The sequence below is a fragment of the Massilia sp. CT11-108 genome, assembly GCF_047302915.1.
GTDB classification, from domain to species: Bacteria; Pseudomonadota; Gammaproteobacteria; order Burkholderiales; family Burkholderiaceae_D; genus Telluria; species Telluria orientalis.
Window position 1 is genome coordinate 1 of the sequence record NZ_JBKYMO010000244.1, and the last position, 8,442, is coordinate 8,442.

Below are 8,442 nucleotides of genomic sequence, written 5' to 3' on the forward strand. Positions count from 1 at the left end.
CGCCCTCGTGCAGTTGCGCTTCGCTTCGCTCGCTGTGGTCAGCTCGCGGCGGGACTTCCACCCACAAGAGTGCGCCCATGCTGGGCGCACCAAAAAAAACACCGCCCGGAGGCGGTGTCGATGCGTCGCAAGCGCGGCCGCTTACTGCATGTGCTGGCCGCCGTTGATGGCGATGTTAGCGCCGGTGACGAAGGCGGCTTCGTCCGACGACAGGTACGCGACCAGGCCAGCCACTTCTTCCGGCTTGCCCAGGCGGCCCATCGGGATCTGCGGCAGGATCTTCGATTCCAGCACTTCGGCCGGGATGTCGGTGACCATCTTGGTGCCGATGTAGCCCGGCGAGATGGTGTTCACGGTGACGCCCTTGCGCGCCACTTCCAGCGCCAGGGCCTTCGTGAACCCGTGGATGCCGGCCTTGGCCGCCGAGTAGTTGGTCTGGCCGAACGCGCCCTTCTGGCCATTGACGGACGAGATGTTGATGACGCGGCCCCAGCCGCGCTCGACCATGCCGTCGGCGACGGGCTTGGTCATGTTGAACACGGAATCCAGGTTGGTCTTCATGACCGCATCCCAGTTGACCTTGTCCATCTTCTTGAAGGTCATGTCGCGCGTGATACCGGCGTTGTTGACCAGCACGTCGACGGGGCCGACTTCCTGCACGACCTTGGCCACGCAGGCCTGGGCGGAGTCGTAATCGGACACGTCGCATTCATACGCCTTGAAGTCATGGCCCTGTTCGCGCATTGCAGCAAGCCAGCCTTCCGCTTTCTTGCTGCCCGGCGAGTACGTCGTCACGACCTTGTAGCCGAGCGCCGCCAGCTTGATACAGATCGCTTCACCCAGGCCGCCCATGCCGCCGGTCACTAATGCCACTCTAGCCATTGTCTTCTCCTAGTTTTGCACACACTTGTTAACTACGGATACCGGCACGGCGCCCCAGCGGTAGCGCCGTGCGGGTGTTTAATCGCGCTCGACTGCCAGGGCAACGCCCATGCCACCGCCGATGCACAGGGCAGCGAGGCCCTTCTTGGCGTCGCGGCGGACCATTTCGTGCAGCAGGCTCACCAGCACGCGCGCGCCCGAGGCGCCGATCGGGTGGCCCAGCGCGATCGCGCCGCCGTTGACGTTGATCTTCGACGTGTCCCAGCCCATCTGCTTGTTGACGGCGACGGCCTGGGCGGCGAAGGCTTCGTTGATTTCCATCAGGTCGACTTCTTCGTGCTTCCAGCCGGCCTTTTCCAGCGCCTGGCGGGCGGCGTCGACGGGGCCCATGCCCATGATGGCCGGGTCCAGGCCGGCCGACGAATACCCCTTGATGCGGGCGATCGGGGTCAGGCCCAGTTCCTTCGCTTTCGAGGCCGACATCATGATCACGGCGGCGGCGCCGTCGTTCAGGCCGGATGCGTTGCCGGCGGTGACGGTGCCCTCCTTGTTGAAGGCCGGACGCAGGCTGGCCAGGCCTTCCAGCGTGGCGCCGTGCTTCGGATACTCGTCGGTATCGAACACGGTGGTGCCCTTCTTGGAGGCGATCTCGATCGGGATGATCTCGTCCTTGAACTTGCCGGCCTTTTGCGCGGCTTCCGCCTTCAGCTGCGACTGCAACGCGAATTCGTCCTGTTCCTGGCGCGAGATTTCGTACTTGCGCGCGACGTTCTCGGCCGTCACGCCCATGTGGTACTGGTTGTAGACATCCCACAGGCCGTCGACGATCATCGTGTCGGTCAGCTTGGCATCGCCCATGCGGAAGCCGTCGCGCGAACCGTTCAGCACGTGCGGCGAGGCGCTCATGTTTTCCTGGCCGCCGGCGATCACGATCGAGGCGTCGCCGCACTTGATGGCCTGGGCCGCCAGGTGGGTGGCGCGCAGGCCGGAGCCGCATACCATGTTCAGGGTGAACGCCGGGACCTTGTCCGGCAGGCCGCTCTTGATGACCGCCTGGCGCGCCGGGTTCTGGCCGACGCCGGCCGTCAGGACCTGGCCCATGATGACTTCGCTGACCGCGGCCGGATCGATGCCGGTCTTCGTCAGCAGGTGCTTGATGACCTGGGCGCCTAGCTCGGCAGCCGGAATTTTTGAGAGCGTGCCACCGAACTTGCCGATTGCAGTACGGCCTGCGGCCACGATTACGACATCTTCCATATCAATCTCCGGTATCCCGGCCCCAGCGGCCGGGGTTCAATGAGTGGACAGCCCTGCTGTCGGCCTTTTTCTGCCCAGGCCTGGAAGAATTCGAACACCAGCACAACGCGCGCTTGAGGAATCACAATCTCCGCTCAAGCTTGGACAGAAAGCCAACAATATTAGTGACCTCGCTTAAATCTTGTTTAAGCAAAATCAATCTTATCAGCTTATTCATCGGAAAAAACAGCCTTTTTATTGATTTTGCTTAAGGCTGAGCATCTTTCTCAGACATTATTTTTGTTCAGGAAACAGGAGTTTCCAGTCATCCAAACTCGCCCAAAACCCTTTTCCGTTGAGTGAAATTTCACAGTAGAATGCACGGGCTAAGCCAACCACATTGATTTATGCCCAAAAGCTCGAGCTCCCTGCCCATCGAAATCAAGATCTCCACGGTCGTGGCCATTTCGACCATCCTGCACTCGGCCGATCCGATCGCGATCGATGCCGCGCTGAAGCAGATGACCGGGGGTGTGTCGGATTTTTTCGAGGATGAATTTGCCGTCATCGACGTCGCCGGCATCGCCGACGACGCCGCGCACCTCGATTGGGAGGCGCTGGTCGCGCTGCTCAAGAAGTACCGCCTGAACGCCGTCGCCGTGCGCGGCGCGCCGGCCGCGCTGCACGACGTGATCCGCGCCCACGACCTGTTCCTGGACGACGGCACCAGCGGCTTGCAGACGAGCGCCGGCCGCGAACGGGAGGTGCCCGCGGCACCGGTCGACACGGCAGAGCCCACAGCCGAACCCGCACCATCGCCCGCGCCGGCCCCTGCGGCACCGGTGCACGCAATGATCGTCGACACGCCGGTCCGTGCCGGCCAGCGCATCTACGCGCGCGGCACCGACCTGATCGTGACCGCCGTCGTGAACAATGGCGCGGAGCTCATCGCCGACGGCAGCATTCACGTGTACGCGCCGCTGCACGGCCGCGCGCTGGCGGGGGCGTCGGGCAATGCGGGCGCGCGCATCTTCGCGCTGCAGTTACAGCCAGAACTGGTGTCGATCGCGGGCGTTTACCGGACGTTCGACGAAGGTTTCCCGGCGGAGGTCGCACGCCAGCCGGCACAAATCCGTTTGGTCGGCGACCGAATCGATATATCATCGCTGGGTTCGGCGACCCGCAATTAAAGCGCGCCCCTGTACCAGCACTGACCAGATACTGAAAAGGACACAATTTTTTCATGGCAAGAATTATCGTTGTAACGTCCGGTAAGGGTGGTGTGGGCAAGACCACCTCGAGCGCAAGCTTCTCGACCGGCCTCGCACTGCGCGGGCACAAGACCGTCGTCATCGATTTCGACGTCGGCCTGCGCAATCTCGACCTGATCATGGGTTGCGAACGCCGCGTCGTGTACGACCTGATCAACGTCATCAACGGCGAAGCGAGCCTGACCCAGGCCCTGATCAAGGACAAGCACTGCGACAACCTGTTCATCCTGCCGGCTTCGCAGACGCGCGACAAGGACGCGCTGTCGGAAGAAGGCGTGGAAAACGTGCTGAACGAGCTGGTCAAGATGGACTTCGAATTCATCATCTGCGACTCGCCGGCCGGCATCGAGCACGGCGCCCTGATGGCACTGACGTTCGCCGACGAAGCGCTGATCGTCACCAATCCGGAAGTCTCGTCCGTGCGCGACTCCGACCGCATCCTCGGCATCCTGCAAGCCAAGTCGCGCCGCGCCCAGAGCGGCGGCGAACCGGTCAAGGAACACCTCTTGATCACCCGCTACTCGCCGCGCCGCGTGGAAAACGACGAAATGCTGTCGTACGAGGACGTGCAGGAAATCCTGCGCATCCCCCTGCTCGGCATCATTCCGGAATCGGAAGCCGTGCTGCACGCGTCGAACCAGGGCAACCCGGCCATCCACTTCAAGGAGACGGACGTGGCCCAGGCCTACCAGGACGTCGTGTCCCGCTTCCTGGGCGAAGACATCCCGCTGCGCTTCACCAGTTACGAAAAGCCGGGCTTCCTGCAGCGCCTGTTCGGAGCGAAGTGATATGCCTCTGCTCTCATTCCTGTTCCCCAAGAATCAGAAAAGCGCGACGGCGGCCAAGGAAAGGCTGCAGATCATCATCGCGCGCGAACGCAGCGGCCGCGGCGGCCCGGATTTCCTCCCCGCCCTGCACCGCGAGCTGATCGAAGTGATCTCCAAGTACACCAAGGTCAACGCCGAGGACATCAAGATTTCCCTCGACCGCCAGGGCAACCTGGAAGTGCTCGACGTCAACGTCGTCCTGCCGGACGCCTGACCCCGTTCTTTCTGCCGCGCCGGGGTGATCACGCCGGCGCGGCGGCCACCTCGCGCACGACGCGCGTGCAGGCATCGATGTGCTGGTAGCCCATCTGCCTGAATAACGCAAAGCCGATCGCGGCCGACGCGACCTGCCCCGCCAGCGGCACGATCTTCGCCGCCGACTTGGCCGCCAGCTTGGCGCCCGACTTCTGCAACAGCTTCAGCACCAGCTCCTTCGTCACGATCTTGCCCACGAGCGTACTGCCGATGGCCGCCACGGCCTGGTAAGTGGCGATGCGCATGCGCGGCTGCAGCCGGTCGATCTGCTCCGGCGACAGGCCGAACGCCCGGTTGATCTCTTCCACCATGACGGCAAAGCTGGACAGGTCCGCAACGATGTCCACGCCCGGCACCGGGATCACGGATACGCCTGCCGAAATGGCCGCGCGCTTGCGCACGAGGCCGCGGCAGCGTTCGCGCACGCGTTCGATGTCCTCGCTGGAGACCGGCAACAGGGCCAATTCGTCGCCCTGACTCTTCTTCTTGAACATGTTAGCTCCTCAACCACAATGTTGACGTCAGTGTAACCGGGAGTTTGTCTACGGCCTGACACAACTATGACGCAATTTCCCAACGAAAATGTGAATTTATCTGAGGCATCAGTAGCTTTGCGTTTTAAAAGTCTGATATATTTAGTGACATTGTAGGAATGTTCCTACAGTGATGTCCTTCAGTCCCACAAGCCGAGACAGCCTGAAAATCATGAGAATATCCGTACTGGACAACGACACGACCCAGGCAGAACTCATCTGCCAAGTTCTGAACGGAGCTGGGCACAGCTGTCAAGCCTTCGACAGTGGTAAAGAATTGCTGGGGCAACTCCGCAAGGACAGCACCGACCTGCTGATCGTCGACTGGCAAGTGACCGACGTCCCGGCGGCGGAACTCCTGCGCCGCGCCAAGGAAAAACTGGCGCCGAATACCCCGACGATGTTCCTGGCCGGCAGCTCGGCCGAAGACGACATCGTGGCCGGCGTCACGGCCGGTGCCGACGACTACCTCGTCAAGCCGCTGCGCCGCGGCGAGCTGGTGGCACGCACGCAGGCCCTGCTGCGCCGGGCGTACCCGTCGCAGAATGGTGCCGAACAGTTACAGTTCGGTCCGTACGTGTTCGAGACCCGCCCGGGCCGCCTGATGATGGACGGCGAACAGATCGACGTCACGCACAAGGAATTCAACCTGGCGCTGCTGTTTTTCCGCAACCTGGGCCGTCCGCTGTCGCGTGCGTACATCCACGAATCGATCTGGGTGCGCGAAACGGCCGTCCCGTCGCGTACGATGGACACCCACGTTTCGCGCGTCCGCAACAAACTGCGCCTGCGTCCGGAAAACGGTTTTCGCCTCGTGCCGGTCTATAGCTACGGCTACAGGCTGGAAAAGCTGGGCGCGTGAAACCCTGACGCTGTAGGGGTATAATGGGCGCGCTGCCCAATTTTTGATCACCCATGCAACTGCTCGCCGTCGGCCTCAATCACACTACAGCACCGGTCTCGCTGCGCGAGCAACTGGCGCTGGCGCCTGAGCAGCTGGGCGATGCGGTGCAGGCGGCGCGCGGCTGGTTCTCGAAGTTCAATACTCGCGGCGAAGACGAAGCGGCGCTGCTCTCCACGTGCAACCGCACCGAGATGTACGCCGCCAGCTGCGCACCCGACCCGCTCGACGCGTCCGCGCGCTTTCTCGCGGATTACCACGACCTGAATTTCGCCGACCTGCGCCCGCATTTGTACATGCTGCCGCAGCACGACGCCGTGCGCCACGCGTTCCGCGTCGCCTCCGGCCTCGATTCGATGGTGCTGGGCGAGGCCCAGATCCTCGGCCAGATGAAGGATGCCGTGCGCGTCGCCGACGAAGCGGGCGGCCTCGGTACTTATCTGCACCAGCTGTTCCAGCGCAGCTTCGCCGTCGCGAAGGAAGTGCGATCGACGACCGAGATCGGCGCGCACAGCGTGTCGATGGCCGCCGCCGCCGTGCGCCTGTCGGAACGCATCTTCGATCGCGTCAGCGAGCAGAACGTGCTGTTCATCGGCGCCGGCGAGATGATCGAGCTGTGCGCCACGCACTTCGCCGCCCACAATCCGAAGTCGATCACGATCGCCAACCGCACGCTGTCACGCGGCGAGGCGCTGGCCGCGCGCTTCAACGGCAGCGCGATCGGCCTCGCCGACCTCTCTGAACGCCTGGCGCAGTTCGACGTCGTCATCGCCTCCACCGGCTCCACCTTGCCGCTGATCGGCAAGGGCCTCGTCGAACGCGCAATTAAAGCGCGCCGGCACCGGCCGATGTTCATGGTCGACCTGGCCGTCCCGCGCGACATCGAACCGGAAGTGGGCCGCCTGAACGACGTGTTCCTGTACACGGTCGACGACCTGGCCGAGGTGGTGCGCACCGGCGTCGAAAGCCGCCAGGCGGCCGTCGCGCAGGCCGAGGCCATCATCGAGACGCGCGTGCAGTCGTTCATGCACTGGATCGGCGACCGCGCCGTGGTGCCCGTCATCCGCGACATGCACGAATCGAGCGAAGCGATGCGCCTGGCCGAACTGGAACGGGCGCGCAAGCTGCTCGCCAGGGGCGAAGACATCGAGACGGTGCTCGACGCCCTGTCGAAGGGCCTCACCGCGAAATTCCTGCACGGCCCGCAACAGGCCCTGCACCGCGCCCAGGGCGACGAACGCGCCCGCCTCGCGAGTTTGCTGCCCCAGCTGTTCCGCGGCCGCCGTTAGCGGCCCGCACTCCTTCGTCGTACCCGCGTGCCGCTTCCCGCGGCTTGTCCGCTGTCATTCCCCATAAGAGCCCTATGAAACCATCCATGCTGGCCAAGCTGGACCAACTGGCCAACCGCCTCGTCGAACTGGACGAACTCCTGATGTCCGAAGGCGCCACCGCGAACATGGACAGCTTCCGCAAGCTGAACCGCGAACACGCCGAACTGAGTCCGCTGGTGGCCGTCTATCGCCAGTACCAGACCGCGCAGGCCGACATCGACGCCGCGCAGGAGATGCTCGCCGACCCGGACATGAAGGAATTCGCGCAGGACGAGATCGACGCGGCGAAGGCGCGCATGGCGGAACTGGACCTCGAGTTGCAGAAGATGCTGCTGCCGAAGGACGAGAACGACGAGCGCAACATCTTCCTCGAGATCCGCGCCGGCACGGGCGGCGACGAATCCGCGCTGTTCGCGGGCGACCTGCTGCGCATGTACACGCGCTACGCGGAGCGCAACCGCTGGCAGGTGGAGATGGTGTCGGAATCGCCGTCCGACCTGGGCGGCTACCGCGAAGTCATCGTGCGCATCGTCGGCCAGGGCGCCTACTCGAAACTGAAATTCGAGTCCGGCGGCCACCGCGTGCAGCGCGTACCGGCGACGGAGACGCAGGGCCGCATCCACACCTCCGCCTGCACCGTCGCCGTGATGCCGGAGGCGGACGAAGTGGAGGACGTGCAGATCAATCCGGCCGACCTGCGCATCGACACCTACCGCGCTTCGGGCGCCGGCGGCCAGCACATCAACAAGACGGATTCCGCCGTCCGCCTGACGCACCTGCCGACCGGCATCGTCGTCGAATGCCAGGACGACCGCAGCCAGCACAAGAACAAGGCGCAGGCAATGAAAGTCCTCGCCGCGCGCATCAAGGACGTGCAATTGCGCGAGCAGCAGAGCAAGGAAGCGGCAACCCGTAAAAGCCTGATCGGCTCGGGCGACCGCAGCGAGCGTATCCGCACCTACAACTTCCCGCAGGGCCGCCTGACCGACCACCGCATCAACCTGACGCTCTATAAACTGGACATGATCATGGACGGCGACCTGGCCGAACTGACGAACGCCCTGTCGGCCGAGCACCAGGCCGAACAACTGGCGGCGCTGGGGGATTGATCAACAACAAACCGGGGTGGGGGCCCCGTTTTTGGGAATTTTAAAAAAAAGGGGGGGGGCCCCCGGGGTTAGAACGGGGTAAGTTTGTAGAGAGTAA

General features: G+C 63.6%; 9 protein-coding genes. 6 read left to right on the forward strand and 3 right to left on the reverse strand.

Annotated elements, in window-relative coordinates:
- Positions 1–141: 141 nt before the first annotated feature.
- Complete coding sequence (gene phbB / locus ACEN88_RS18760) at positions 142–882, reverse strand: acetoacetyl-CoA reductase (protein WP_413341947.1); 741 nt, start codon at positions 880–882, stop codon at positions 142–144.
- 78 nt (positions 883–960) lie between these two features.
- Entirely contained in the window at positions 961–2,139 is a 1,179-nt protein-coding gene (locus tag ACEN88_RS18765) for an acetyl-CoA C-acetyltransferase (RefSeq protein WP_413341949.1), read from the reverse strand.
- Between the two features lie 386 nt (positions 2,140–2,525).
- Between ACEN88_RS18765 and minC the strand changes: the two genes are divergently transcribed.
- The 3 genes from minC to minE are packed head-to-tail and all read left to right on the forward strand — an operon-like array spanning position 2,526 to position 4,430.
- Positions 2,526–3,308: a septum site-determining protein MinC gene (minC, locus tag ACEN88_RS18770; RefSeq protein WP_413341950.1), complete on the forward strand. Its 783-nt coding sequence runs from the start codon at positions 2,526–2,528 to the stop codon at positions 3,306–3,308.
- Positions 3,309–3,361: 53 nt separating this feature from the next.
- The gene (minD, locus tag ACEN88_RS18775; RefSeq protein WP_413341953.1) at positions 3,362–4,177 is read left to right on the forward strand and encodes a septum site-determining protein MinD; all 816 of its coding nucleotides are present in this window, start codon (positions 3,362–3,364) and stop codon (positions 4,175–4,177) included.
- A 1-nt stretch (position 4,178) separates the two neighbouring features.
- Positions 4,179–4,430, forward strand: a complete 252-nt coding sequence (gene minE, locus ACEN88_RS18780; protein ID WP_036231293.1) for a cell division topological specificity factor MinE — start codon at positions 4,179–4,181, stop codon at positions 4,428–4,430.
- Between the two features lie 28 nt (positions 4,431–4,458).
- Here the strand turns inward: minE and ACEN88_RS18785 are convergent, their stop codons facing one another.
- The gene (locus ACEN88_RS18785) at positions 4,459–4,965 is read right to left on the reverse strand and encodes a hypothetical protein (RefSeq protein WP_413341954.1); all 507 of its coding nucleotides are present in this window, start codon (positions 4,963–4,965) and stop codon (positions 4,459–4,461) included.
- A gap of 211 nt (positions 4,966–5,176) precedes the next feature.
- Here ACEN88_RS18785 and ACEN88_RS18790 point away from each other — a divergent pair, with 211 nt between their 5' ends.
- From ACEN88_RS18790 to prfA, 3 genes are all read left to right on the forward strand, one after another.
- Positions 5,177–5,866, forward strand: coding sequence for a response regulator transcription factor (locus ACEN88_RS18790; protein ID WP_056133996.1), 690 nt, complete (start codon positions 5,177–5,179; stop codon positions 5,864–5,866).
- A gap of 53 nt (positions 5,867–5,919) precedes the next feature.
- Positions 5,920–7,194, forward strand: a complete 1,275-nt coding sequence (gene hemA / locus ACEN88_RS18795; protein WP_413341955.1) for a glutamyl-tRNA reductase — start codon at positions 5,920–5,922, stop codon at positions 7,192–7,194.
- 74 nt (positions 7,195–7,268) lie between these two features.
- A complete protein-coding gene (prfA, locus tag ACEN88_RS18800; RefSeq protein WP_056133989.1) occupies positions 7,269–8,345 on the forward strand; it encodes a peptide chain release factor 1 in 1,077 nt (358 codons plus the stop codon).
- Positions 8,346–8,442 lie beyond the last annotated feature (97 nt).